Source organism: Marinovum sp. J2-8 (assembly GCF_055808435.1).
Genome location: NZ_JBVVRZ010000003.1, coordinates 518658 through 542272, shown reverse-complemented (window position 1 = coordinate 542272; position 23615 = coordinate 518658). Strand labels below are relative to the sequence as shown.

Below are 23615 nucleotides of genomic sequence, written 5' to 3'. Positions count from 1 at the left end.
GTGCTGATCTGCCTAAAACGCGATGCGCCCGCCCGGCCGTTAACCACACGGGCCAGTCAGCAATCAAACAGACAGTTCGTTATTGATCAGTGAAGGTCCGAAATCCTGTTTCGGACGCAAACGGAATGCGCGGCCCACCCGATTGGCGGATTGGATACGGTCACAGCGAAAGGTTCTTGGGCCGTGCCGCAGGTGATCAAAGGCAACGACATACCAAATCGGATATTTCAGCAGCAGGTAATGCGGTTCGATCTGGCGCGCAGAGGTTTGCCCATCCTCTCTTTGATAGGTGATTTCCAACACCTCTTGGTCGACAAATGCCTGATGCAATGTCTGGACCACGCGTTTCGGCGGGGCTTTTGCACTGGCCTGCACAAAGGTTGACGCTGTCACCCCGATCAAGATGCGGGATTTCAGGCGGTTCACCTGGCTGCGTTTTTGCGGCGAAAACGATGCCACCAATTGCCGCCGCACTGCCCCCAGATTGGCCAGAAACATCGGGGACTTCATTTGTTCGGCGACGGCGATGCTGATCAGAAGGTCGACCGCCTCGCCATAGGCGAGGTTCACCCGGCCAGCACCCCAATTCGGGTCAAGCCGCACCCCGCCGCCCCGCCCCCGATCGGCGTCAATCTGCATGCCCTGCTCCCGCATGAGCGACAGATCCCGCGCGATTGTCCGCGTGCTGACACCATGTTCATGCGCAAGATCTTTGACCGTGCAATGCGCATCCTGCTTCAGCTGCACAGCAAGCAGTTCCATCCGTCTCAGCCTGTCTTGCGCATTTGTCCGTGCCATCAAACAAATATGCCATAAAATGTCATATTTCGCAATATGACCGGGCACAGGATGCAACTGGGGCGCGGAAATTGCCGCCCGAACGAACCGGAGAGACCATGATGAAAATGAACTATTTTGTTGTCGGCACGAATGACATGGACGCGTCAAAAGCCTTTTACGACGCCTTCTTTGCCCAGTCAGGCCTGCATTCGATGTCGCCAACAGACAGGATGACCTACTGGCTTGGCGAGGATTTCGCATTTGCAACGGCCCTGCCCTTTGACACGAAACCCGCCACCATCGGCAATGGCACGATGGTCGGCTTCTGTGTCGGTCATATGGACGAGGTCAAAAGACTGCATGCTCTGGCGCTTGAACTTGGCGGCACCTGCGAAGGCGCGCCGGGTCAGCGGGGCCCGAAATTTTCCGCCTATGTGCGGGATCTGGGCGGGAACAAATTGTGCCTGTCTGACTGACCCATTTACTGACTGCCCCATTCACGACGCCGTTGGGCGGGACATCACCAAGGCTGATGTGACCTTTCTGCACTCACATTCCCACTCGCGCATGTGTGATTTTCATCTCTGGCGCGGGTGGGGGATTGTGGCGCGGAAACCGACCCTGTTGAAAGCCTATGCCATGACCCGTTCCTCGCTGACCCGCCGCCATCTTCTGGCCGCCTCCGGTGCCGCGCTTTTGATGCCTGCGACCGTCCGTGCCGCAGAGACCAAACCGGGCGTGCGCCACAATATCTCCGGCTTTTCGCATCAGGACTGGCGCGATCATTTCAGCGAACTGGGCGTGGGTGCCATCGTCTGCGACACCAACTCTCGTGCGCTGCATTACTGGTCCGGGAATGAGTACCGGATTTACCCCACCTCTGTGCCCAAGACGGATGAGTTGACCCGCCGTGGCTACAGCAAGATCGTGCGCAAGAAGGTCGGCCCCAGCTGGACCCCGACCGCCAGCCAGATGGAGCGGTTCCCGGATTGGAAACCTGTGGCCGGTGGTGCGCCTGACAATCCGCTGGGCAGCCATGCCATGTATCTGGATTGGCCCGCCTATCTGATCCACGGCACCCATGACACGCGCAAGATCGGGCGGCGGTCTTCGGATGGCTGCATCGGCTTGTACAACCCGAAGATCGAAGAATTATACGCCATGACCGCCATTGGCACGCAGGTGCGTTTGGTCTGAACCCGCGTCTGACTTGAAATGCTGCGCCCGTCCCGCACATCGGGGCGGGCGCTTTTTATGTACGGCCGGGTTTATCCGACAGCGCCATCCAAAGCAGCCAGAATCGCGGTCCAGCCGCCCTGGTGGTTGTTTCGCATCTCTTCATTGGCAAATCGAACATGGCTCAGGCGGACCTTGGTGCTGTCCCCTTGCGGGATGAATTCCAGGGTCACCTCGCTGTCGGTTTCGGTGGAATGGGCGCTTTCCCAGGTAAAAACGATCCGCTCATGCGGGGTGATTTCCCGATAGGTGCCGGCGTGGGGCATTTCCTGGTCTCCTGCCTGCATGATAATTTCGAAACGCCCACCAACCGTAGGATCGGCAGAGGCCCGCGGCACCGTCATGTTCTGCCCCGGCAGCATGAACCGGCGCAGCATGTCCGGGTCGAGCCAGGCTTTGAACAGGGTTTCCTGCGGCGCGGCAATGATGCGTTCAACTTCCAGTGTCAGTTCCGTCATCGGATTTTCCTTTTGTTACCAATGTGTCCAAAGCTTCAAGTCGCATGTCCCAGATCGAGCGGAGATCGCGAAACCAGCGGTCGATTTCGGTCAATGGGCCCATCTGAACGTCGATCAGATGCTCACGCCATTCCGTGCGCCGTCGCACCAGGCCAGCGGTTTCAAGCATTTTGATATGCTTGGAGACCGCATTGAGGCTCATGTCGAATCTGGCGTGAATATCCCCAACCTTCAGCGGCCCCTCTTGGGCCAGAAGCGTCAGGATGGCGCGGCGGGTCGGATCGCTCGCCGCCTTCAGAATGATATTCAGATCAGGATGTGATTCTAATTTAGCCATATGGTTGAATAACAAGATTACCGCCATCAGTCAACCGAGTGGGTGAATGAGGGTCCAAAATGCTAACGCTAACCCCCCGCTGCATCGCGGCAATCCAATTGACTCTCTGACGCGGCTCGCCCACAAAACTGTCTAAACATCACGTCGAGGAGAGGTTTCCATGAAGAAAGTCTATGGCTCAGCGTCCGAAGCGCTGGAGGGCGTGTTGCATGACGGCATGTTGATTGCGGCGGGTGGTTTCGGGCTTTGCGGTATTCCCGAGTTGTTGATCGACGCGCTGGTGGAAAGCGGGGTCAAGGATCTGACCGTGGCGTCGAACAATTGCGGCGTGGATGGTTTTGGTCTGGGCAAGCTGCTCGATACGCGTCAGATCAAGAAGATGATGTCGTCTTATGTCGGCGAAAATGCTGAATTCATGCGGCAATATCTCTCGGGCGAGCTGGAACTGGAATTCAACCCTCAGGGCACTTTGGCCGAGCGGATGCGGGCCGGCGGCTGTGGCATTCCGGGGTTTTACACCAAAACCGGCGTTGGCACGGTGATCGCCGAGGGCAAGGAAGTCAAAAACTGGAACGGTCAGGATTACATCCTGGAGGAAGGCATTTTTGCCGACCTGTCGATCGTCAAGGCCTGGAAGGCCGACGACACCGGCAATCTGGTGTTCCGCAAGACCGCGCGCAATTTCAACCCGCCCGCCGCGATGTGTGGCAAGATCTGTGTGGTTGAGGTCGAGGAAATCGTGCCGCGCGGCAGCCTTGACCCCGATCACATCCACCTGCCGGGCATCTACGTGCACCGGATCATTCAGGGCGACCACGAAAAACGCATCGAACAACGGACAGTTCGGAAAAGGGAGGACGCACAATGAAAAGTGGGAACCGGTTTTCATGCCCGTGCGTCGACCAACAAAAAAGGGAGGAAGCCTGATGCCTTGGGATCGTAATCAGATGGCGGCGCGCGCCGCACAGGAACTCGAAGACGGCATGTATGTAAACCTTGGCATCGGCATTCCGACGCTGGTGGCGAACTACGTCGGCGACAAGGACATCACCCTGCAATCGGAAAACGGCATGCTGGGCATGGGCCCCTTCCCGTTCGAGGGCGAAGAAGACCCCGACCTGATCAATGCGGGCAAGCAGACGATCACCGAACTGGCGCGGACGTCGTATTTCGACAGCGCCACCAGCTTTGGCATGATCCGCGGCGGCAAGATCGCAGCCGCGATCCTGGGCGCGATGGAAGTGGCGGAAAACGGCGACCTTGCGAATTGGATGATTCCCGGCAAGCTGGTCAAAGGCATGGGCGGCGCGATGGATCTTGTGGCCGGTGTCGGCCGGGTGATCGTGGTGATGGACCACCAGAACAAACATGGCGATTCCAAAGTGTTGAAGGCCTGCACCCTGCCGCTGACCGGGCGCAGCGTCGTTGACCGGATCATCACCAACCTCGGCGTGCTGGACGTGGTCGAAGGTGGGCTTAAAATCGTCGAATGCGCCGATGGCGTCACAGAAGCAGACCTGCGCGCCGCAACAGAAGCGACCATTGTCTGATTTTTCCATCACGCGTGAGGAAAGCGGCAGCAAAGGCCGCTATAGCCTTGAACGGGACGGGCATAGGGCCGAATTGACCTATTCCCGTCTCGGCGCGACCCAGGTGATCGCCGATCATACCGAAGTGGATGACGCCCTGCGCGGCACCGGGGCGGGATTGGCGCTGGCCGAACGTCTGGTGGCCGATGCCCGCACCGAGGGCTTTCGCATCATTCCGCTCTGTCCGTTTGTAAATGCACAACGGCGCAAACATCCCGATTGGGCCGATGTCTTTCAGGTTTAGTGCATCGTGACAAACACGCAGCCGTCGGAAATCAGCATCGGCGGCGTTTTACACAGCCCCTGCGCCACTTTCCATGCCGAGAGCACCTTGGGCACGTAATCCCGGGTTTCGGCATAGGGCGGCACGCCAGCGTGGGTGCCAATGGAATTTTCGCCGGCATTATACCCCGCCAGCACGAAAATCGGATCGCCGTCGAATTTGCGGATCAGAAAGTCAAGGAACGCCACCCCGCCCTTGATGTTATCCGCCGCCAGCGCGGCGTTGGTCACGCCAAAGCGTTCTGCGGTGGCGGGCATCAATTGCATCAACCCCTGTGCGCCGGCCGACGACACCGCATCAACCCGCCCGCCGCTTTCGACCGAAATCACCGCCAGCGCCAGCGCCGGGGACACCTGGGTGCCAATGGTGGATTTCAGGATCTCGACGCCATGGGCGGTCGCGAGACTTTGCATATCGCTCAGCCGGGGTGCCGACACCCCCTGCCCTGACGGCGGGGTCGACAAGGCCGCCAGGGCCTCATCCAGCCGCCCGCCACTCTTGGCTGCGACCTTGGGAGAAACGACATCCCAGAACCAGCCATAAGAACCGGGATTGCTGGCCGGGGCGGATTTGTCGGCGGTGGCGGCCGTCGGCGGTTTCACCCGCTTGGGCGCCGGTGCGGTGATCTGTACCAGAATGCGTTTCTTGGCACCTGCTTTTGGCGGTTTGACCCGCTTGGCTTTGAAATCGGGAAAGGGGGCTGGCGTCTCGGCCAGAAGCGGACCCGACGTAACCGCGCCCATACAAAGACCCAACGCCAGTGCCTTGGCGACCTGTTTCATTTTTTGACCTGCTCATCCACGTTTTCGGGATTATTATTGTTGCCAAGGTGGCAAAAAAACACGCGCTTGGCCAGTTTTGTTCAATTCAAAAGCGGCAGCCGCGCCATATTTGCACAGCCTGCCGTGATCAAAATCGAAAATCTTCAAATTTTTCGAAATTTCTTTGTCATGTTTTCAGCACCTTAGCCCGGTTTTCGCCAATAACTTTTGCAGTTTCGAAAAACGCGCGGTTGCTGCCAAACTGCCGCCCCAATCCGAAGGCTTATTAAGGCGATACCAAGTCGAACAGTCCTGAGGTGAGAGGCAGGCCTGTGGCACCCCGGCAAGGTAGTGGAAAACGCAAATCGACCTACGGAGACAACACCATGATCAAATTCATTCAGAACTTCCGCAAAGACGAAGACGGCGCCGTAACAGTTGACTGGGTCGTTCTGACCGCAGCGATTGTTGGTCTGGCCATCGCCGCCTATGGCGCGATTGAAACCAACACCACCACATTGTTCAACGCCACAGCCGGCGCAATCGTTGGTGAAAACGACTTCTAAGCTGCGCCTGACAGCTTAACAGAATGACGATGTCTTTGCCCCTGGCATGCCTCGGGCAAGGACAGCCAATCAGACATGTACAGTGAACCCTAACAGGAGAATAACTATGACCAAGTTTATCAAAAACTTCCGCAAAGACGAAGACGGCGCCGTAACAGTTGACTGGGTCGTTCTGACCGCAGCGATTGTTGGCCTGGCCATCGCCGCCTATGGCGCGATCGAAACCAACACCACCACATTGTTCAACGCCACAGCCGGCGCAATCGTTGGTGAAAACGACTTCTAAGCATTGCAAAGATCCGCAATCGGCAGATACCCAAATTTCGCGCTCGGGTATCTGCCTCACCTCCCTGTTCTTTCCTGTGCTCCGGTTTTGGGGCGTGCGCGGGAATGACACTGTGGAGGCTTTTTTTTGACCGGTGACCAGGGCGGCGGTTTTTTCCAGCACATGCGTCTTTGCACCAGGCAAGCGGTATTTTCAGACAGTTGAACCCGAGAGGGGACCTGTCCTTTTGGAGAGTATGAAAATTGGTGACATCGGCAATGAAACAGCAGCTCATATCGTTTTTCAAACGCGAAGACGGGGCCGTCACCGTTGACTGGGTGATCCTGACCGCAGCCATCGTTGGGCTTGCCATGGTTGCCTATGTGTCGATTGAAGCCAACACCAACACTCTGTCGACTGCGGTTGGCGGTGCCATCGGTGGTCAGAACGATTTCTGATCCGGCAGAAACGCCAAAAGCAACCGGGTGACATCGGCTTTGAATGCGGGCCTGAAATACAGTCTGCAATGCGGGCCTGAAAGCGGGCCGGTTCCAATGCGTCTGGCCTCTGTCGTCGGGCGGTCGGGCCGCCGCATTCGACCGGTCGGCGCGGATCGGTTTTGATCGCGAAAAAGTCATCTACAACAGCCGCGCCAATCGGGGTCTCGGCTTAGTTTTACCACATTTGTCAGGCATAAAACCCGGCAGGTTGTGACAGTGAAAGGGTAAGAAATGCGTATGGTTTTCGGATTGGTGCTGCTTCTTGGCATCGGACTGGCCGGGTTCGCGGTGTATCTTGCCAATGGGTATGTAAATTCCTATCGGGTGGCACTGGCCAAGGCGCAAAGCTCTGAATCTGTTGCGACAATCGAGGTTTTTGTCGCCACAGAGCGGCTGAACTACGGCGATCGGCTGGAAAAATCCAAAGTGCGCGTAGTGAAATTTCCCCGCGCAGCGGTGCCCGAAGGCACATTCCTGGAACGTGGCAGCGCCGCCCCCTATTCCAAACCCTGGGATGAGCTGGACGAAGACACCCAGGAGCATTTGAAAACCCTGGCCACGGCGCAATATCGCCCCAAGCGCGACGGTCTTCGGATCAAGGACATTCCCGATCTTTTCCCCGACACCGGCGAAGAACGCTATGTGCTGCGCAGCATTGAAAAAGGCGAGGCCATCATCGCCAGCAAAGTGACCGAACCGGGTCAGGATGCCGGCATCACCTCGCGGCTTGGCGATGGCATGCAGGCGTTTTCGATCAAGGTCGATGTGGCCTCTGGCGTGTCCGGGTTCCTGCGTCCGGGCGATCGGATCGCGGTCTATTGGACCGGGCGGGTGTCCTCCTTTGCAGATGAAAGCGCACGCGGATCAAATGATGTGACCAAGCTGATCGAATCCGGTGTCAAATTGATTGCCGTCGACCAATCCGCTTATGGCGACAAGGCATCCACCACCATCGCCCGCACCGTGACCGTATCCGCCCGCCCGCAACAGGTGGCCGCCCTGGCCCAGGCGCAATCCACCGGGCGTCTGTCCCTGGCGCTGGTTGGCGCCGGCGACACCAGCGAGGTCGGCCCGGTCGAAGTCGACCAGATGAGCCTTCTTGGCCTGACAGCCCCGGTCCCGCAAGAAGTGGTAGAGGTCGAGCGTGAACAGATCTGCACCATTCGCACCCGCAAGGGCGGGGAAATGGTCGAGATTCCGATTCCCTGCACCAATTGAGCCACCACCGCTATATCGGGTAGGTCCGAAATCAAAAAACGCCGCATCTCGTTATGCGGCGTTTATTTTTTTCCGCCTGTTGCGAGATACCCACATAAAGTGCAGGTCGGAAGCCATTGATTATTGCAAAAAAAATGATTTTCCCGCAAGGTACGCCAAAATGCAGGCAAAAAGACCTGCGAAAACGAGGCGTGATCGGAAAGGCAGGTCACATGAAAATCAAGACACTCCTACGGGCGGCCCTTTTGGGCGCTGTCATGGTTGGTGGCCCGGTGGCAACATTTGCCCAAGCCGAAACTCTGCGTGTGGTGCGTCAGGGGACCTCTTCGAAATTATCCGTACCGATCAACCGCGCCGTGGTGGTCGAAAGCGACGTTCCCTTTGCAGAGCTCAGCATCGCCAATCCGGCGATTGCCGATATTTCCTCGCTCTCTGACCGGACGATCTATGTGCTGGGCAAAGGAACCGGGACAACCACGCTGACACTTTTGGATGCCTCGGGGCGTCTGATCACCAATGTCGATGTGCATGTCACATTCGATCTGACCGAATTCAAGGAACGCCTGCGCCAGATCATGCCGGGCGAAAAGATTGAAGTGCGCAGCGCCGATGACGGGATCGTCCTGTCCGGTGTCGCCAGCTCAATGCAGAAAATGCAACGCGCGCTGGATCTTGCCCAGCGCTATGCCCCGGACCGGGTGTCGAACCTGATGTCGGTCGGCGGCGTGCAACAGGTGATGTTGAAGGTGCGGTTTGCCGAAATGTCGCGCAGTGTGTCCAAGAAGCTGGCCTCTTCGCTGGCGCTTGGCGGCGATATTTTCGGCGGTGACGCCGGTGTGCGCTTTGGCTCTGGTCAGGCTGCACGCAACTCGGGCCTTCAGGGTATTCTGGACGGGGTGATCCCCGGTTCAACCTCGAACGAACTGTCGTCTTCCATCGGGTTCAACCTTGGCGCGGTCGAGGTCGCGCTGCTGCTTGAGGCCCTGGAAAGCAAGGGCATGGTGCGCATGTTGGCGGAACCCAACCTGACGGCGCTTTCGGGGCAAGAGGCGAATTTCCTGGCCGGTGGTGAATATCCGGTCCCGGTGTCGGCTGAATCCGACCTGATCAAGATTGAATTCAAACCCTTCGGTATCGAACTGTCGTTCATTCCCCGTGTGGTGGATGGCGATCTGATCAATCTGGAGCTGAAAACCGCGGTCAGCGCAATTGATCCGACAAACGGGTTTGTAAACAACGACTTCCAGATTGATGCCTTTACCCGCCGCGAAGCATCGACCACGGTCGAAATGCGCGACGGCGAAAGCTTTGCAATTGCAGGCTTGCTCAAGGATGATTTCACCGACCTGAATGGTCAGGTGCCTTGGCTCGGCGATGTGCCGGTGCTTGGCGCGCTGTTCCGTTCGGCAGAATATCAGCGTGAGCAATCCGAACTGGTGATCATCGTCACCCCGCATCTTGTGACCCCGACCCGTGGCGAGGCGCTGGCCCTGCCGACGGACCGGGTGCGCCCACCGACCGAAAAAGACCTGTTCCTCTTTGGCCGAGTGGCCAGCGACACGGCAAGGACAAAGGGCCCCGTTGCCGAGGTTGCAAAACAGGATTTCACCGGGTCCTATGGCTATGTAATGGATTGATCGGATGCAGGTGCGCTTGACATATCTCCTCGCCTCCGCCGCCACCCTGGGTGTCCTCGCCGGATGTTCGCCCCACAGGGGGCCGGTTGAGAGCTCTTTCTTTCGTGAATCCGGGGCCTTGATTGACACCGGTGAATTCGGCACCGCAACGATGAACAATCGGGCCTATATGACCGGCGAAAAGCAATGGACCTATAATATGGCCCAGCGTTTCGCCAGCGAAGTCCTGACCACGGTCAATTTCGCCTTCAACTCTTCGCAGTTGGATGCGGGCGCTTACGACACGCTGCGCGAACAGGCGGCCTGGATCAAACGGTTCCCCGAAGTGCGGTTCCGGGTGTATGGCCATACCGACAAGGTCGGTTCCGATGGCTATAACCAGACCTTGGGGCAACGACGCGCCGATGCGGTGGTGAACTTCCTGGTCGGTCAGGGCATTTCGCGCTCGCGGCTTGAGGCGGTTGTCAGCTATGGCGAGGCCCAGCCGCTGATCGTGACCGAAGGCCGCGAACGACGCAACCGGCGCACCGTGACCGAGGTGACAGGCTTTGTCACGGGTCATCCGCATCTGTTGGATGGTAACTATGCTGCGGTGGTTTACCGCGAATATGTCACCTCTGGTGAACCGCAAACCACACAGGTCACCGGCGAACAGGCGTCGTCCGAAGACGCCCAATAACCATAGCCCCTTTTCCAAGGGGACCAGTTAAACTACCTAGACGACCTCGTAAATCGGCAGGTACTAAGGGGCGGGTCACCGCCCCTTTTCCTGTTTGGGGTCTGCGCATTTGCCACCATCGGGGCCTGCGCCACTGCGCCCACAGTTGCGAAAAATCGTCTGCATTCGCCGGGTGAACAATTTCGAAAACATCGCCATGATCAACGCAACTCCGCGAAAAGACGTTTTTTTAGCCGCAATCTCGCCTGAATTATTGGCCACTTTAGGGCCAGTGTAATGCGTCTACCGGGGGGATTCCGGGCGGCGTAGTTCCGGTTCATCCGCTGGCCAGGTGCCGAAATGCGCCTTGTTGGGCCGCAGGACGCCAGCCGGGGATTTTGGGTAAAGGATAAAGGCCATGACCGACGAAACAGCGTTTGAGATGGGCATTCTGCCAATCGTCGCCTGCACCATAAGCCGCAATGTGCAGGAATTCGAACTATTGATCGAAGACATGGAAACCGCCCTTGGGGAACAATGGGGCGATTTGGGATTCGAAGAGGCAATCCCGTTCTTTGCCCAGGAAGATGCAGAATCGCTGGAATTCATCGCCATTGCGATGGATGCCGAAGACGAAGCCGATTTGCCACTGCTGTCCGATGTCATCGGTGCGGCCCGCGATCGCGACATTCGGGTGATCCTGATCACCGAGAACATGTCACCAGCCGCATTGCACCGCCTGATGCGCAAGGGCGCAGATGAATTTGTCCCCTACCCCCTGCCCGAAGGCGCGCTGCAAGAGGTCATCGACCGGGTCCGCAGCCCCGAGCCCAAAACCGCAATGTCAAACCGCACCCAGCCGGACGGACCACACGACCCGGCCGGGGATGATATGGATGACATTGATTGGCTGAATGATGAGGTTCCGGATGCGCCAAAGGCGCGCGCCCCCAAAGCAGAAATAGAGCCACAAGTCGCAGAAGAGCCCGCAGAAAACACCGGCCCTGCCACGGCTGAGCCGTCTGTTGATGACCGCCTTGAAGACGGTCCTGATGACAACCTGCCCGTCGCGGACGCGCCGGAGGCAGCCGAGCCGCCAGCACCCGAAGAGGCGACAGCGGATGCCGCCCCCTCGGAACCTGTACCCGACGCGGCGACAACGCCTGAACCGCCGCAACAAGAGCCCGCCGCAGAATCGCCCGTTTCGGAAACACCAGAAGCAGAAGAACCGGCGATCGAGAAAAAGATCAAACTGCGCAAGGGCGCGACGCGCGACGGTGTGTTGATCGCGGTCCAAGGCCTGGCCGGCGGTGTCGGCGCGACCACCTTTGCCACCAATCTGGCCTGGGAACTGGCCATCATAGATAAAGCCAATCCACCCAAGGTCTGCCTGCTGGATCTGGATCTGCAATTCGGCTCTGTCGCGACCTATCTGGATCTGCCGCGCCGCGAAGCGGTGTTCGAACTGTTGTCCGACATCGAAAGCATGGACGAAGACAGCTTTGGCCAGGCGCTGATGGAATATGAAGAAAAGATGCAGGTGCTGACCGCCCCCGCCGATGTTTTGCCGCTGGATTTCCTGCAACCGCAGGATATCGAAAAGCTGTTCGAAACGGCCGCCGCGCATTTCGACTATGTCATAATCGACATGCCCGCGACGCTGGTGCAATGGTCAGAAACCATTTTGAACATGGCACATGTCTATTTCGCGATGCTGGAAATCGACATGCGGTCCGCCCAGAACGCCCTTCGACTGAAACGCGCTTTGCAATCCGAAGATCTGCCGTTTGAAAAGCTGCGGTTCCTGCTCAACCGCGCGCCGAAATTCACCGATCTGACCGGCAAGAGCCGGGTCAAGCGGATGGCCGAGAGCCTGGGAATTGCGATGGATGTGCAATTCCCCGATGGCGGTAAACCGGTGGTGCAGGCCTGTGATCACGGCCTGCCATTGGCCGCCGCCGCAGGAAAGAACCCATTGCGCCGTGAAATTGCCAAGCTGGCAAAGTCTTTGCATGAGATCGGCAAAGATGACGCCGAAGCCGCCTGAGGATAGTCAGACATGTTTTCCAAGTACCGCAAAACCGACACCCCAGCCAAACCCAAGGCCGCCAAGGCCGACAACGTGGCCAAGCTGCCAGTCAAATCCGAGGCCGAAGCCCCCGCCAAACCGGTGACGATGCGGCGCCCCTCGATCAAGAAATCCGCCGCCCGCCCCCAGGCCAGCGACAAGGAACAAAAGCGCAAGGAACGTCTGGGCGATCTGAAGATCGAATTGCACCGCGCGCTGTTGGACAACCTGAACCTGGCCGCGCTGGAACATGCGTCGGAAAGTGATCTGAAATCGGAAATCGGCGATATCGGGCAGGAATTCCTGAACGAAAAAGGCCTTGTGCTGAACCGCGAGGACCGCAGCACGCTGATTCAGGAATTGTATAACGAGGTCAAGGGCCTCGGCCCGTTGGAACCCCTGCTGCAAGATGAATCGATCAACGATATTCTGGTCAATGGCCCGCAACAGATCTTTGTGGAACGCGCCGGCAAGCTGGAATTGAGCGATGTCACCTTCAAGGATGAAAAGCACCTGTTGCGGATCATCGACAAGATCGTTTCGGCCGTTGGCCGCCGGGTCGATGAAAGCAACCCCTATGTCGACGCCCGTCTGGCGGATGGATCGCGGTTCAACGCCATGGTGCCGCCGATTGCGGTCGATGGGTCGCTGGTGTCCATTCGGAAATTCAAAAAGGAAAAGCTGGCGGTTGACGATCTTGTCAACTTTGGCGCCTTTACCGAAGAAATGGCCGCCTATCTTCAGGCCGCTGTCGCCTGTCGTCTGAATGTGATTGTCTCCGGCGGGACAGGTTCCGGTAAAACCACCACGCTGAACGCGCTTTCGTCTTTCATTGATGACAGCGAGCGCATCCTGACAATCGAAGACACCGCCGAACTTCAGCTGCAACAGACCCACGTCGGCCGGATGGAAAGCCGCCCGCCGAACGTCGAAGGCAAAGGCGCGGTCTCGCAGCGCGACTGTCTGCGCAACGCGCTGCGGATGCGGCCCGACCGCATCATCGTGGGTGAGACGCGGGGCGAAGAAGTCATCGACATGTTGCAGGCGATGAACACCGGCCACGACGGATCAATGACCACGATCCACGCCAACAGCGCCCGCGATGGCGTGTCGCGTCTGGAAAACATGATTGCGATGGCCGGGATCGAAATGCCGCTAAAAGCGGTGCGCAGCCAGATTTCATCGGCTGTGAACCTGATTGTACAGGCCAGCCGTCTTCAGGACGGGTCGCGCCGCATGGTGTCGATCACCGAAGTGACCGGCATGGAAGGCGAAGTGATCTCGATGCAGGAGGTGTTCCGCTATCAGCGTGTCGGCCTGACCCCCGACAACAAGATCATCGGCCACTTCACCGCCACCGGCGTGCGCAGCCATTACTCCGAGCGGTTCAAGCTCTGGGGATATGACCTGCCGGCTGCCATCTTTGAACCTTTTGCTGCGGAGTAGATCATGGAACTGACCGCCGAACCGATTATCTATGGTCTGATCTTCATCGGCGTTCTGGCGCTGGTCGAAGGTGTCTATCTGACGGTATTTGGCAAATCCATCAGCCTGAACAACCGGGTCAATCGCCGGTTGGAAATGATGGACAAGGGCGTGCGCCGTGACGAGGTGTTGGAAAAGCTCCGCAAGGAGATGACCCAACACGTCAAGTCGCGCAAAATCCCACTCTATTCCCTGCTCGCCGCCAAGGCACAGAAAGCGGCCATCGCCTTTACGCCGACACAATTGATGCTGCTCATGGCGGCGGTGTCGTTCATGGCCTTTGTCGGGCTGACGCTGGGCACCGAAACCGGATTGGCGGTGCGCATTGCCGGGGCGCTGTCGATGGGCATTGGCGGGGTGTACACCTGGGTCAACATGAAGGCCACCAAACGGATGGGCCTGCTGGAAGAACAGCTGCCGGATGCCATCGAATTGATCGTGCGCAGCCTGCGCGTCGGCCACCCCTTTTCCTCGGCGATTTCCATCGTCGCAAAAGAGGTCAAAGATCCGTTGGCCGCGGAATTGGGTGTGATCGCCGATGAAAGCGCCTATGGCCGCGATGTCGGCGAAGCGCTAAAGGAAATGGCCGCGCGGCTGGAAATGCAGGATTTGAACTTTCTGGCGGTGGCCGTGTCCATCCAACAGCAATCGGGCGGTAACCTGGCCGAGGTTCTGGCCGGTCTGTCCAAGGTGATCCGCGCCCGGTTCCGGCTGTTCCGCAGGGTCAGGGCCATCACAGCCGAGGCAAAATGGTCCGGTAAATTCCTGTCCGGTTTCCCGATTGCCTGTCTGGTGTTCATCCAACTGACCGATCCGCATTACTACGACGATGTGATTGATCACCCCTACTTCATTCCGGCCTGTTTCGTGGTCTTCGGCTTCCTTGTGGCGAACCTGATCGTCATGCGGATGCTGGTCAATATCAAAGTCTGAGAGGCAGCTGATGTTTCAACCTGGTGGCGTTTTCTACGAATTGCTCGGCCCGATGGCACCGGTTGTGCTTGTCGGTGGTTTGGGGATTGTTCTGCTTCTTCTTGCGGTGTCGATGCTGATCAAACAGCGCCCCGACCCGATGGATAAACTGGCCGCACAGGCCAAGGGACAAAAAACCCGCAAGAGCGAAGCCCTGCGCACCGGCGGCACACGCAACGAAAAGCTCGACAAATACGGCGCGTTTCTTGAACCACAAGACGAAGAACAATATTCCGAGATCGCCAAGAAGCTGATGCAGGCGGGCTATCGCGGCAAGGATGCGGTGCGCATGTTCCATGCGGCGCAGGTCATTCTGGGCGTGTTGGCACTGGGCTGTGGTCTTGGCTATTATTATCTGGTGCTTGGGCCGGAAAACGCCACCACGCAGCAGATGATCATGTATATCCTCGGCCCCGGCGCCGCAGGATATTACGTTCCGAAATACTGGATCACCCGCCGCGCCGCTGCCCGACACGAGGAAATCGAAGACGGGTTTCCCGATGCTCTGGACATGATGCTGGTTTGCGTCGAGGCCGGGCAATCCCTGGATCAATCCATCCTGCGGGTCAGCAATGAAATCCAATCCTCTTACAAGGAATTGGCCTATGAATTTCAGGTCGTCAGCCATGAAATCAAGGCCGGTAAGGACAAGACTTCGGTCCTGAATGACATGGGCGAACGCTGTGGTGTCCAGGATATTTCGTCCTTTGTGACCGTTTTGATCCAGGCCCAGGTGTTCGGCACATCCATTGCAGAGGCCCTGCGGGTCTATGCCGCCGAAATGCGCGACAAACGCGTGATGCGAGCCGAAGAAAAGGCCAACAAACTGCCGACGAAAATGACGCTGGTGACCATGGGTCTGACCGTGCCGCCGTTGCTGATCATCCTGGTGGGACCTTCGGCCATGGGCATCATGCGATTGGGCACCCTGGGCAATAAGGGGCCGTCGTGGGGGATGGCGCCGGGCCATGACCGTGCCATCCTTGGCAAATCCGCAACGTATGCGTTCTTTTTCGCCAATTCGTTAACAGATGATTTCCGCAGACCCGCGATGCTGGGTTAGGGTCGGTCAAAAGCCGGGCCGCCAGATTGGCGTGACACCGGCATGACCGAGGCCGTTCGAAAGCAGACAAAAGGTGCCCCTTTTCAGACTCCCCTTTGCGATGGCAATTGTCGCCAGTCTTGCCGCCTGTTCCGATGGCGGCTTTTCGCGTGACAAAAACAGCCCCTACGCCCCTGAGGTCAATCGCCGCGCCGAAGCGGTCGATCAGCTTTTGGTCGGGCACCGGCTTCTTGCTGCCAAGGAAAACGAACTGGCGCTGGCGGCCTTCAACCGGGCAGCGCTGGAACGCGGGCTGGATGGCGAGGTTCTGTCGGCGCTGGGCACGGTCAATCTGGCCATGGGGCGGCTTAATCAGTCCGAGGATCTGCTGCGTCGCGCGGTCAAGAAAGAAGACGGCTGGCCCGAGGTCTGGAACAATCTTGGGGTTGTCCTGATGGAACGCGGCAAGACCGCCGAAGCATCCCAAGTCTTCCGCAAGGCCTATGCGCTGGACAATGGCGAAAGCGACGCGATCCGCGACAATCTGCGCAAAGCACTCGCAAAACTTGACAATGTGCAGTACGATATTGAGCAACAACAAGAATACAAATTGGTGCGGCGGGGCAGTTCAGATTATCTGATCCAATCCACACCGTAGAGGCAAGAGCAGCAAAGGACGCAGAAAAATGCGCCACCCTATTCGTGTACCCGCAAGACTGGTCAGCTGCCTGGCTGTTGTGCTGGCCCTGACCGCTTGTGAAAAAGGCATCGACAAAGACGCCGTTGATCGCAAACTGCAAGACATCAATGTCATTGACGAAAGTGACCTGAACGAGGTCATGTTGTCCAATTCCGATCCAAATGAATTGGGTGAATTACTTTCGGCGCGCCACGGCCTCAAAACCGGACCGGATTGACCTGCAACGCGGCTTGGCCGTGTCCCTGATCCGGGCCAAACGCCCGACCGAAGCGGTCTCTGCCTGGAAACGCGTGCTGGAGATGGACGAGGCAACCCCGGCTGACAAGGTCGAACTGGCCGATGCCTATATCCGCAACGACCAATGGGACAAGGCCGAAGAAACCCTGCATTCCGTGCCGCCAACGCATGAGACCTTCCGCCGCTATCGGCTTGAGGCGATGATCGCCGATGGCAAACAGCAATGGCAAAAAGCGGACAGTTTCTATGAAACGGCAGTGGGCCTGACAACCACGCCATCGGGTGTGATGAACAACTGGGGTTATTCGAAACTGTCGCGCGGCGATTATGCCGGTGCGGAAAAGCTGTTTGTTCAGGCCATCCGCCAGGACAGCGATCTGTTCACGGCCAAGAACAACCTGGTTCTGGCCCGTGGCGCCCAGGGCAATTATACCCTGCCCGTGGTCCCGATGAGCCAGGGGGAGCGCGCGCAGCTGCTGTATACCCTTGGGCTTTCGGCGGTGAAACGCGGGGATGTCGAGACCGGCAAAGGGTTGTTCCGCGATGCCATCGAAACCCATCCACAATATTTCGAGGCCGCAGTGCGTTCCCTGAGCGCGCTGGAAAACAACGCGGCGAACTGATCCATGTCGCTGGATATCACCATGTGGTCGGCGCTTTGGTTTCTGCCATTTGTGGTGCCAATCTGCATTTATGTCTGCTGGTCCGACATGCGGATGATGAAGATCCCGAACAAGGCCGTACTGGCGCTGGTCGCGGTCTTTGCGGTGGTTGGATTGATTGCCCTGCCGTTGGCGGAATACCCTTGGCGGTTCTTGCAGTTGGCCATTGTGCTGGCGCTGGGGATCTTGATGAATGCCACCGGTCTTGTCGGGGCGGGTGACGCAAAGTTCGCCGCCGCCGCCGCGCCCTTTGTCGACCCGGCGGATCTGGCATTTCTGCTGATGCTGCTGGCCGCCACGCTTCTGGGGGCCTTTGGCGCCCATCGGTTGGCAAAACATTCCGGTCTGCGCCGTTTGGCCCCGAACTGGGACAGCTGGGACAGCGGAAGCGACTTTCCGATGGGACTGGCGCTGGGGGGCACATTGGCGCTTTATCTGATGTTGGGTGCGGTATTCGGGGGGTGATCGTGAACGACTTTACCGTTTCTGAACCCCCGACCCCCAGACTGCGCCCGTCTTTTATGAGGAAATTGCCATGAACATGGCCGCCGGAAATGTCACAGCCCCCCCGCCCCCAAGCGGTTGGAGGAAATGCGCCTGCCGATTGTGATGATGCGGGACATTTTGTTGAAAACCATGTTCCGGTCGAACCTCGATATGGTGACAGAGATCGCCCGCAACATCTGTCTGCCGATCCCGGTCACACAAGAGCTGGTGGATCTGGCGCGCAGCCAGAAGTTTCTGCAGGCGACCGGCACGCTGAACGCCAATTCCGGCAATGAAATGGGATACGAGCTGACCGATGCGGGCAAGGCGCGGGCGTTGGATGCGCTGACGCAATCGGAATATTTCGGCGCGATGCCGGTGCCGCTGGCGGTTTATCAGGAACAGATCAAACGCCAGTCGATCCGCAACCTGCAAATCACCCGCGACCAGCTGACGGCGGCCATGGGCGACCTGATCCTGCCCACCAGTCTGATGGACCAATTGGGCCCCGCCGTGAGCGCCGGGCGGTCGATCCTGATGTATGGCCCGCCGGGCAACGGGAAATCCTCGATCTCGAACGGGATTCGCAAGGCGATGGGCGACAAGATCTTTGTCCCCCGCGCGATCGAATATGCCGGTCAGGTGATCACGGTCTATGACCCGATTGTCCATTCCGCGGCGGAAACCCAGGAAGATGATCCCAATCAGTTGCGCCGATCCGGCAACCGCTATGACACGCGCTATGTGCGCTGTGAACGCCCGACGGTGGTGACAGGTGGTGAACTTTCGCTGAAAATGCTGGATCTGGTCTATAATCCAACCGCCCGCACCTATCAGGCGCCCCTGCAATTGAAGAGCGCCTGCGGGATTTTCATCGTTGATGACCTTGGCCGTCAGGAAGAACCGCCCCAGGCGCTGGTCAACCGCTGGATTGTCCCGCTGGAGGAAAACCGCGATATCCTGGCGCTGCAATCGGGTGAGAAATTCGAAGTCCCGTTTGACACGTTGGTGGTGTTTTCCACCAACTTTCATCCGAATGAAATCTTTGACCAGGCGGCCTTGCGGCGGATCTTCTTCAAGATCAAAATCGACGGGCCGGATCAGAAAGATTTTCTGAAAATCTTTGCGCTGGTGGCGAAGAAGAAGAAGCTGCCGTTGGATGAAGCGAGCCTGATCCACCTGTTGCAAAGCAAATACCCGACGATCCAGAATGTGTACGCCAATTACCAACCGGTGTTTCTGATTGATCAAATCCTGTCGATCTGTGCATTCGAGGGCGTCGCGCCGCAAATGACGCCGGAATATATTGACCGGGCTTGGGCCAATATGTTCGTCAAAGACGAAAAGATCGTGAAATAGGCAGATTGCGGATCGGGGGCCAGCCCCCGAACCCCCGGGATATTTGTGAACAGAAGAAGACCTTAGCGGTTTCGAACCGTGCTGGCGGGCGATACGTTTGCCCTATGACCGATTTGCCCGCCGCACTTTTGCCTCCTGCCCTTTTGACATGGTTTTCCGCCCGCAATTGGCGGGTGCATCCCCATCAACAAGAGATGGTGGATCAGGCGTCAGAACCTGCATTGTTGCTGATTGCCCCGACGGGGGGCGGCAAGACCATGGCGGGGTTTTTGCCGTCTCTGGCCGAATTGGCCGATGGTCTGCATCAGGGGTTGCACACCTTGTATGTTTCGCCGCTCAAGGCGCTGGCGGCGGATATCAAACGAAATCTGAGCGCGCCTGTGGCCGAAATGGGATTGCCCATTCGGATCGAGGACCGCACCGGCGACACGTCGTATACGCAGAAACGGCGCCAGCGCGCCGACCCGCCGCATATTCTGCTCACCACGCCAGAGAGTTTGGCACTGCTGATTTCCTATGAGGATGCGCCGAGGATCTTCCAGGGATTGCAGCGGGTTGTTGTCGACGAAATCCATGCGCTGGCCGAGAGCAAGCGCGGCGATCAGTTGATGTTGTCGCTGGCGCGGTTGCAGACAATGTGCCCGGACCTGCGCCGGGTTGGCCTGTCCGCTACGGTGGAAGATCCGGGCGCGATCGCGCATTTTCTGGCGTGCCATCCCGATCCTTGTACGATTGTTCAGGCCGATCCGGGACCGGACCCGGATATTGCCATGTTGGACTTGCCCGATGCGCCGCCGTGGTCCGGTGGCGGGGCCAGTTTTGCCATTCCCCAGGTGATGGCCGCGGTGAAAGCGCACCGGACAACGCTGATTTTCCACAACACCCGCGCCCAGGCCGAGATATTCTTTCACAACCTGTGGTTGGCCAATGACGAAAGCCTGCCCATTGGCATTCACCACGGATCGCTGGACCGCGCCCAGCGCGAGCGGGTCGAGGCCGCGATGGTGCGGGGAGATTTACGGGCCATTGTCTGTACCGGCAGTCTCGATCTGGGGATCGACTGGGGTGATGTCGACCTGGTAATTCAGGTCGGCGCGCCGAAGAATGTCAAACGGCTGATCCAGCGGATAGGCCGCGCCAACCATCGCTATAATGCGCCGTCCAAGGCGCGGCTGGTGCCCGCCAACCGGTTTGAGGTGGTGGAATGCCATGCCGCGCTGCAAGCCGCAAAAGCGCATGATCTGGATGGTGATCCACGCGGGCCGGGACCGTTGGATGTGCTCTGCCAACATATCCTGATCACTGCCTGCGCCGGGCCGATTGATGCGGATCTGCTTTTTGCCGAAATGACGCGCGCCGGGCCCTATGCGACCCTCAGCCGGGCGCAGTTTGATGATTGTCTGGCGTTTTGCGCCACCGGTGGCTATGCGCTGCGCGCCTATGATCAATGGCAGCGGCTGAAACAACACGAAGATGGGCTTTGGCATTTGCGTGACCCGCGTGCGACGCAATTGATCCGGATGAACATTGGCACGATCCAGGATGCCGACCTGTTGAAGGTGCGGTTCAGGGGTCGCGGCGGCAAACCATTGGGCGAGGTCGAAGAAAGCTTTGCCGCCAGCCTGACGCCCGGCGATACCTTTTTGATTGGTGGCCAGATCGTCGCCTATCAGGGATTGCGTGATATGGTGGTCGAGGTGACGCGCAATGCCCGCAAGAAGCCCAAAGTCGCGGTCTTTTCCGGCACCAAATTCGCCACTTCGACACAGCTAAGCCAGCGCATTCTGGCGATGTTTGCCGCCGATGATTGGCCCTATCTGCCGGAACACACCCGCGATTGGCTTGACCTGCAACGCCAGGTCAGTGAATTGCCGAAACAGGGGCGGCTGTTGATCGAGAGCTTTGCCCATGACGGACGTGAACATGCCTGCATCTATGGCTTTGCGGGCCGCAATGCCCAGCAGACCCTTGGGCTTTTGCTGACCAAACGGTTAGAGGATCTGGGGCTGGATCCATTGGGGTTTGTCGCGACGGATTATGCCACGCTGATCTGGGGGTTACAGCCATTGACCGACCCCGCGCCGCTGTTTGATATTGCCGCGCTGGAGGCCGGATTGGAGGGATGGTTGGCCGGGAATGCGGTGATGAAACGCACCTTTCGCGCCAGTGCCACCATTGCCGGGCTGATCAATCGCAACATGCCGGGCAGCCGGAAATCCGGGCGGCAAGCGACGTTTTCCAGTGACATCCTCTATGACACATTGCTGAAGTACGACCCTGATCACCTGCTGATGCGGATCACCCGGACCGAGGCGATGCGCGGGCTGGTGGATTTTGCCCGAATCCGAGAGATGGCAGAACGGGTGCAGGGGCGGATCGACCTGCGCAGACTGGACCAGGTGACACCGCTGGCGGCACCGCTGTTGCTGGAGGTGGGCAAAGTGCCGATCGAAGGCGCCGGCCGAGAGCGGCTTTTGCAACAGGAGGCCGAGACGTTGATGACGGCGGCAGGATTAGGGGACTTGTGAGCGCTTGCGCCCCGCCCCCAAGTCAGCCATGAACATAGCATGAACGCCTATGAGTTTTCTTTTGCCGCCACCGGATGGTCGCCCGGGCCACGGGCGCGTTACATTGGCCAGAAGCCGGGATTTTGACGGTATCGGACCTGCACCTTGGGAAATCCGCAAGGCAGGCCCGGCGCAACGCGGTGCAATTGCCGCCCTATGATGTGACCGATACGCTGGCACGGTTGGCGGCCGAGATCGAGGCCACGAATCCGGACATCGTGATTTGCCTCGGCGACAGTTTCGACGACCTTCAGGCGCTGGATGATCTGCCCCGCGATGCGCGCGACTGGATCACCCGGCTTCAGGCCGGGCGCCGATGGATCTGGATCGAAGGCAACCACGATCCCGGCCCCGTGAACCTGGCGGGTGCACATCTGGCGAGGTTTGAGCATCTGGGCGTCATCTTTCGCCATATTGCCGAACCGGCGGACACCGGGGAAATATCGGGGCATTACCATCCGAAGGCCCGGATGAAGGCGGCGTCACGCCCCTGTTTTCTGCTGGACAGAACGCGGGTCATCCTGCCCGCCTTTGGCACCTATACCGGTGGGTTGCGCTGTGACGATCTCGCCATTGCCCGGTTGATGGCACCGGACGCCCGCGCCGTTTTGACCGGGCGACAGGTTCTGGTGATACCGATGCCTCAGAACAGATCGGGCAAAAGCGCCTGAAGCTCGGGACGGTAGGTGCGACTGACCGGCAGTTCATCACCATTGGCCAGTTTGATGAACATCTTGCCCTGACGCCGCTCCAACCCATTGACCGATGACAAGGCCACCCAATGAGAGCGATGGATATTGCAGCCCGGCACAGGGTCCATCTCTCGGACCGCATCGGAAAACCGCATCCGAATGAGTTCGATCCCTTGGTCGGTGGCCACCTCGGTCAGGTGATCATTGGCAGAGACACGAAAGATGGTGGCCTGCGGCGTGGTCAGGCGATAGGCGAGCTGTGCATTGGGCGGCGGGGTCGTCTCTTCTTCGGTGGCATCGGGTGCATCGGCCAGGTGCGCCCCGACCGCACGTTTGGATTTCTGGGCGTGTACCGCCGCAAAAACCGCAATTGTCGGCACCAGAACAGACAGAAAGATTTTCCCCATCGCCGGGTCAAGCGCCGCACCAAAGGCGACGAACAGCTGGGACCATAAAACGACAAACGGGGTAAAGACGACACTCATCATCGTGGCCCCCAGAACAGGCGCACGCCAAACCGGGGCAGATGGACCGGCGAGCCAGATCCCAATCTCGTCAAAGACGCCCCCCGCCACCATCGACACCGCAATAATGACGGACCAGTAGATCATGCGCACCGGAACCGTCAGCACCCCTTTGGTGTGAAACGGTTCGGCGACAACCGCCACCATTGTCAGTCCCAGAAAAAGAGCCAACACAAACCGTGAATTCACGGTCATGCGCAACCGCGCCTTGATTGCGGCACCGGGTCCGTCCCGTCCTGTCCTTTGCCCCATGCTAAAGTTTTTTCCCTGAATTCATAATATCTTGATCGTAATGTTACTGGTAACCATAATGCGACAATTAAAGGTTCTAGCTACGGGAATTTGACGCAATTGTCCCCTTAAAAATGGGGTTGACGCGCAAATCAGCGATTAACGTCAATTCACCATCAACGCAGGGTAGTCATTTGGCGATGTCCCCCCATCTGGCCCGTGATGGCGCGATCTGTTTTATCATAAAAACGCCTGTTCGCATTGCTTGGGGCGAGCCCTGAAACCACCTTGGCCGCCGGACA

General features: G+C 58.4%; 25 protein-coding genes and 1 pseudogene. 21 read left to right on the top strand and 5 right to left on the bottom strand.

Features of this window, described 5'->3' with window-relative positions; all coding sequences use genetic code 11:
* Positions 1 to 63 precede the first annotated feature (63 nt).
* On the bottom strand, positions 64 to 762 hold the full coding sequence (locus tag AC0L4F_RS12140) for a helix-turn-helix transcriptional regulator (RefSeq protein ID WP_244688741.1): 699 nt from the start codon (positions 760 to 762) through the stop codon (positions 64 to 66).
* Positions 763 to 896: 134 nt separating this feature from the next.
* Here AC0L4F_RS12140 and AC0L4F_RS12135 point away from each other — a divergent pair, with 134 nt between their 5' ends.
* Positions 897 to 1256, top strand: coding sequence for a VOC family protein (locus AC0L4F_RS12135; protein WP_244688739.1), 360 nt, complete (start codon positions 897 to 899; stop codon positions 1254 to 1256).
* Between the two features lie 163 nt (positions 1257 to 1419).
* Complete coding sequence (locus AC0L4F_RS12130; protein WP_244688936.1) at positions 1420 to 1977, top strand: L,D-transpeptidase; 558 nt, start codon at positions 1420 to 1422, stop codon at positions 1975 to 1977.
* A 71-nt stretch (positions 1978 to 2048) separates the two neighbouring features.
* Here AC0L4F_RS12130 and AC0L4F_RS12125 read toward each other — a convergent pair whose 3' ends face one another.
* Together AC0L4F_RS12125 and AC0L4F_RS12120 are read right to left on the bottom strand one after the other, a co-directional pair.
* Complete coding sequence (locus AC0L4F_RS12125) at positions 2049 to 2474, bottom strand: SRPBCC family protein (protein ID WP_244688736.1); 426 nt, start codon at positions 2472 to 2474, stop codon at positions 2049 to 2051.
* On the bottom strand, positions 2449 to 2838 hold the full coding sequence (locus AC0L4F_RS12120; protein ID WP_244688734.1) for an ArsR/SmtB family transcription factor: 390 nt from the start codon (positions 2836 to 2838) through the stop codon (positions 2449 to 2451). Before AC0L4F_RS12120 ends, AC0L4F_RS12125 begins: the two co-directional genes overlap by 26 nt.
* A gap of 133 nt (positions 2839 to 2971) precedes the next feature.
* Here AC0L4F_RS12120 and AC0L4F_RS12115 point away from each other — a divergent pair, with 133 nt between their 5' ends.
* The 3 genes from AC0L4F_RS12115 to AC0L4F_RS12105 are packed head-to-tail and all read left to right on the top strand — an operon-like array spanning position 2972 to position 4644.
* A complete protein-coding gene (locus tag AC0L4F_RS12115) occupies positions 2972 to 3679 on the top strand; it encodes a CoA transferase subunit A (RefSeq protein ID WP_244688732.1) in 708 nt (235 codons plus the stop codon).
* Positions 3680 to 3737: 58 nt separating this feature from the next.
* Entirely contained in the window at positions 3738 to 4361 is a 624-nt protein-coding gene (locus tag AC0L4F_RS12110; protein ID WP_244688730.1) for a CoA transferase subunit B, read from the top strand.
* Complete coding sequence (locus tag AC0L4F_RS12105; RefSeq protein ID WP_244688728.1) at positions 4354 to 4644, top strand: GNAT family N-acetyltransferase; 291 nt, start codon at positions 4354 to 4356, stop codon at positions 4642 to 4644. The genes AC0L4F_RS12110 and AC0L4F_RS12105 overlap by 8 nt, the downstream gene beginning before the upstream one ends.
* Here the strand turns inward: AC0L4F_RS12105 and AC0L4F_RS12100 are convergent.
* Entirely contained in the window at positions 4641 to 5465 is an 825-nt protein-coding gene (locus AC0L4F_RS12100) for a lytic transglycosylase domain-containing protein (protein ID WP_244688726.1), read from the bottom strand. The genes AC0L4F_RS12105 and AC0L4F_RS12100 overlap by 4 nt on opposite strands.
* A 365-nt stretch (positions 5466 to 5830) precedes the next feature.
* On the opposite strand from AC0L4F_RS12100, the gene AC0L4F_RS12095 reads away from it, so the two are divergent.
* From AC0L4F_RS12095 to pdeM, 16 genes and pseudogenes are all read left to right on the top strand, one after another.
* Positions 5831 to 6010 (top strand): Flp family type IVb pilin, encoded by a 180-nt coding sequence (locus AC0L4F_RS12095; protein WP_244688724.1) that lies wholly within the window; start codon positions 5831 to 5833, stop codon positions 6008 to 6010.
* Between the two features lie 106 nt (positions 6011 to 6116).
* Positions 6117 to 6296 (top strand): Flp family type IVb pilin, encoded by a 180-nt coding sequence (locus AC0L4F_RS12090; RefSeq protein WP_244688721.1) that lies wholly within the window; start codon positions 6117 to 6119, stop codon positions 6294 to 6296.
* Between the two features lie 257 nt (positions 6297 to 6553).
* Positions 6554 to 6733, top strand: a complete 180-nt coding sequence (locus AC0L4F_RS12085) for a Flp family type IVb pilin (protein WP_244688719.1) — start codon at positions 6554 to 6556, stop codon at positions 6731 to 6733.
* Between the two features lie 273 nt (positions 6734 to 7006).
* Positions 7007 to 7993 carry a Flp pilus assembly protein CpaB gene (cpaB, locus tag AC0L4F_RS12080; protein WP_244688717.1) on the top strand — a complete coding sequence of 329 codons (987 nt, stop codon included), beginning with the start codon at positions 7007 to 7009 and terminating at the stop codon, positions 7991 to 7993.
* Positions 7994 to 8205: 212 nt separating this feature from the next.
* Positions 8206 to 9630 (top strand): type II and III secretion system protein family protein, encoded by a 1425-nt coding sequence (locus tag AC0L4F_RS12075; RefSeq protein ID WP_244688715.1) that lies wholly within the window; start codon positions 8206 to 8208, stop codon positions 9628 to 9630.
* Between the two features lie 4 nt (positions 9631 to 9634).
* A complete protein-coding gene (locus AC0L4F_RS12070) occupies positions 9635 to 10309 on the top strand; it encodes an OmpA family protein (protein WP_473446435.1) in 675 nt (224 codons plus the stop codon).
* A gap of 397 nt (positions 10310 to 10706) precedes the next feature.
* Positions 10707 to 12335 (top strand): CpaE/TadZ family protein, encoded by a 1629-nt coding sequence (locus tag AC0L4F_RS12065; RefSeq protein ID WP_244688710.1) that lies wholly within the window; start codon positions 10707 to 10709, stop codon positions 12333 to 12335.
* A gap of 12 nt (positions 12336 to 12347) precedes the next feature.
* A complete protein-coding gene (locus AC0L4F_RS12060) occupies positions 12348 to 13802 on the top strand; it encodes a CpaF family protein (RefSeq protein WP_244688708.1) in 1455 nt (484 codons plus the stop codon).
* 3 nt (positions 13803 to 13805) lie between these two features.
* On the top strand, positions 13806 to 14774 hold the full coding sequence (locus tag AC0L4F_RS12055; RefSeq protein ID WP_244688706.1) for a type II secretion system F family protein: 969 nt from the start codon (positions 13806 to 13808) through the stop codon (positions 14772 to 14774).
* 10 nt (positions 14775 to 14784) lie between these two features.
* Positions 14785 to 15876, top strand: a complete 1092-nt coding sequence (locus AC0L4F_RS12050; protein ID WP_244688703.1) for a type II secretion system F family protein — start codon at positions 14785 to 14787, stop codon at positions 15874 to 15876.
* A 100-nt stretch (positions 15877 to 15976) separates the two neighbouring features.
* Positions 15977 to 16513 carry a tetratricopeptide repeat protein gene (locus AC0L4F_RS12045; RefSeq protein WP_244688935.1) on the top strand — a complete coding sequence of 179 codons (537 nt, stop codon included), beginning with the start codon at positions 15977 to 15979 and terminating at the stop codon, positions 16511 to 16513.
* A gap of 28 nt (positions 16514 to 16541) precedes the next feature.
* Positions 16542 to 17415 (top strand): annotated as a pseudogene (locus AC0L4F_RS12040) (tetratricopeptide repeat protein).
* A gap of 3 nt (positions 17416 to 17418) precedes the next feature.
* Complete coding sequence (locus AC0L4F_RS12035; RefSeq protein WP_244688701.1) at positions 17419 to 17919, top strand: prepilin peptidase; 501 nt, start codon at positions 17419 to 17421, stop codon at positions 17917 to 17919.
* Between the two features lie 126 nt (positions 17920 to 18045).
* Complete coding sequence (locus AC0L4F_RS12030; RefSeq protein ID WP_244688698.1) at positions 18046 to 19299, top strand: RuvB-like helicase; 1254 nt, start codon at positions 18046 to 18048, stop codon at positions 19297 to 19299.
* Between the two features lie 104 nt (positions 19300 to 19403).
* Positions 19404 to 21827 (top strand): ligase-associated DNA damage response DEXH box helicase, encoded by a 2424-nt coding sequence (locus tag AC0L4F_RS12025; RefSeq protein ID WP_244688696.1) that lies wholly within the window; start codon positions 19404 to 19406, stop codon positions 21825 to 21827.
* A 122-nt stretch (positions 21828 to 21949) separates the two neighbouring features.
* Positions 21950 to 22537: a ligase-associated DNA damage response endonuclease PdeM gene (pdeM, locus tag AC0L4F_RS12020; RefSeq protein ID WP_348524095.1), complete on the top strand. Its 588-nt coding sequence runs from the start codon at positions 21950 to 21952 to the stop codon at positions 22535 to 22537.
* On the opposite strand, the gene AC0L4F_RS12015 is transcribed toward pdeM, so the two are convergent.
* A complete protein-coding gene (locus AC0L4F_RS12015) occupies positions 22510 to 23277 on the bottom strand; it encodes a LytTR family DNA-binding domain-containing protein (protein ID WP_244688694.1) in 768 nt (255 codons plus the stop codon). The two genes, pdeM and AC0L4F_RS12015, sit on opposite strands and share 28 nt — an antisense overlap.
* Between the last annotated feature and the right edge of the window lie 338 nt (positions 23278 to 23615).

Excerpts from the sequence above, each read along its gene's own strand:
- AC0L4F_RS12140 (WP_244688741.1), bottom strand. The coding sequence starts at position 762 with ATGGAACTGCTTGCTGTGCAGCTGAAGCAGGATGCGCATTGCACGGTC.
- AC0L4F_RS12135 (WP_244688739.1), top strand. The coding sequence starts at position 897 with ATGATGAAAATGAACTATTTTGTTGTCGGCACGAATGACATGGACGCG.
- AC0L4F_RS12130 (WP_244688936.1), top strand. The coding sequence starts at position 1,420 with ATGACCCGTTCCTCGCTGACCCGCCGCCATCTTCTGGCCGCCTCCGGT.
- AC0L4F_RS12125 (WP_244688736.1), bottom strand. The coding sequence starts at position 2,474 with ATGACGGAACTGACACTGGAAGTTGAACGCATCATTGCCGCGCCGCAG.
- AC0L4F_RS12120 (WP_244688734.1), bottom strand. The coding sequence starts at position 2,838 with ATGGCGGTAATCTTGTTATTCAACCATATGGCTAAATTAGAATCACAT.
- AC0L4F_RS12115 (WP_244688732.1), top strand. The coding sequence starts at position 2,972 with ATGAAGAAAGTCTATGGCTCAGCGTCCGAAGCGCTGGAGGGCGTGTTG.
- AC0L4F_RS12110 (WP_244688730.1), top strand. The coding sequence starts at position 3,738 with ATGCCTTGGGATCGTAATCAGATGGCGGCGCGCGCCGCACAGGAACTC.
- AC0L4F_RS12100 (WP_244688726.1), bottom strand. The coding sequence starts at position 5,465 with ATGAAACAGGTCGCCAAGGCACTGGCGTTGGGTCTTTGTATGGGCGCG.
- AC0L4F_RS12095 (WP_244688724.1), top strand. The coding sequence starts at position 5,831 with ATGATCAAATTCATTCAGAACTTCCGCAAAGACGAAGACGGCGCCGTA.
- AC0L4F_RS12090 (WP_244688721.1), top strand. The coding sequence starts at position 6,117 with ATGACCAAGTTTATCAAAAACTTCCGCAAAGACGAAGACGGCGCCGTA.
- AC0L4F_RS12085 (WP_244688719.1), top strand. The coding sequence starts at position 6,554 with ATGAAACAGCAGCTCATATCGTTTTTCAAACGCGAAGACGGGGCCGTC.
- cpaB (WP_244688717.1), top strand. The coding sequence starts at position 7,007 with ATGCGTATGGTTTTCGGATTGGTGCTGCTTCTTGGCATCGGACTGGCC.
- AC0L4F_RS12075 (WP_244688715.1), top strand. The coding sequence starts at position 8,206 with ATGAAAATCAAGACACTCCTACGGGCGGCCCTTTTGGGCGCTGTCATG.
- AC0L4F_RS12070 (WP_473446435.1), top strand. The coding sequence starts at position 9,635 with ATGCAGGTGCGCTTGACATATCTCCTCGCCTCCGCCGCCACCCTGGGT.
- AC0L4F_RS12065 (WP_244688710.1), top strand. The coding sequence starts at position 10,707 with ATGACCGACGAAACAGCGTTTGAGATGGGCATTCTGCCAATCGTCGCC.
- AC0L4F_RS12060 (WP_244688708.1), top strand. The coding sequence starts at position 12,348 with ATGTTTTCCAAGTACCGCAAAACCGACACCCCAGCCAAACCCAAGGCC.
- AC0L4F_RS12055 (WP_244688706.1), top strand. The coding sequence starts at position 13,806 with ATGGAACTGACCGCCGAACCGATTATCTATGGTCTGATCTTCATCGGC.
- AC0L4F_RS12050 (WP_244688703.1), top strand. The coding sequence starts at position 14,785 with ATGTTTCAACCTGGTGGCGTTTTCTACGAATTGCTCGGCCCGATGGCA.
- AC0L4F_RS12045 (WP_244688935.1), top strand. The coding sequence starts at position 15,977 with ATGGCAATTGTCGCCAGTCTTGCCGCCTGTTCCGATGGCGGCTTTTCG.
- AC0L4F_RS12035 (WP_244688701.1), top strand. The coding sequence starts at position 17,419 with ATGTCGCTGGATATCACCATGTGGTCGGCGCTTTGGTTTCTGCCATTT.
- AC0L4F_RS12030 (WP_244688698.1), top strand. The coding sequence starts at position 18,046 with ATGCGCCTGCCGATTGTGATGATGCGGGACATTTTGTTGAAAACCATG.
- AC0L4F_RS12025 (WP_244688696.1), top strand. The coding sequence starts at position 19,404 with ATGACCGATTTGCCCGCCGCACTTTTGCCTCCTGCCCTTTTGACATGG.
- AC0L4F_RS12015 (WP_244688694.1), bottom strand. The coding sequence starts at position 23,277 with ATGACCGTGAATTCACGGTTTGTGTTGGCTCTTTTTCTGGGACTGACA.